This window comes from Vibrio sp. Y176, from assembly GCF_033438945.1.
In genome coordinates, this window is the sequence record NZ_JAWOQS010000272.1 from 1 (window position 1) to 847 (window position 847).

General features: G+C 49.4%; 1 protein-coding gene. It reads right to left on the minus strand.

Annotated features, from left to right (window positions below; genetic code table 11):
• Nucleotides 1–847 (minus strand): patatin-like phospholipase family protein (locus R7O13_RS25515; RefSeq protein WP_318305029.1); only part of this gene is annotated, 847 nt, incomplete at both ends.

Consider the following 847-nt stretch of genomic DNA (forward strand, 5'->3'; position numbering starts at 1 on the left):
CGATTTCAGCCGTTTCGATTTTACGGCCAGTTTCCAGTTCCAAACGGTTGGTCAACAAAACATCGCTATAGTGGGTATTGTTTACGATCACAATCTCATCCACTACGCGATCGTCACCATAAACGAGCTTTTTGCGAACTTCCTGCTTATGGTCGATGTACTTTTGATACTCCGCGTTTGATAAACGCAGTCCCGCTAGCTTCGACTCCATTTCTTTGGTGATGTCATAACCAGATTGAAAAGCCCAAGGCATTTTGTCGAACTCAACGGTTTCCATTTGGCCGACATTGGGACGAATGTAAACATCGTGTTCTTGCAGGGTTTCGACTTGCTGCTGGGTACTGCGACGCACCAGATAGTTGGAGAGTTGGTCTGCAACGGTAAACAGCCCAGTAAAATCATCTTCGGTTTTGTAGTCGGTACTGATGTCTACCGCGATAACCACATCCGCGCCCATCGCACGCGCAACATCCACTGGCATGTTGTTGACCACGCCACCGTCAACAAGCATGTGGCCATTTAACTTATACGGAGGGAGTGCGCCGGGTACAGACATACTGGCCATCATGGCATCAACTAAATAACCGTTGCCGATCACCACTTCGTCCAGTTCTAAAATATCTGTCGCAACGGAACGGTAAGGAATGGCAAGCTCATCAAAGGAGTCAAAACGTCCGAGGTTGCCTGTGGTCTCGCGCAACACACGCAACATGTTTTGCCCTTGAACCACACCAGTTGGAGCACGAACCTCGCCGAACCGCAAACCAAGGTCGGTCGTGATTTGATAGCGGTCTTCATATTCTTTGTCACGAACGCGACGCTGACTGCGATCGACGCGATCACGATA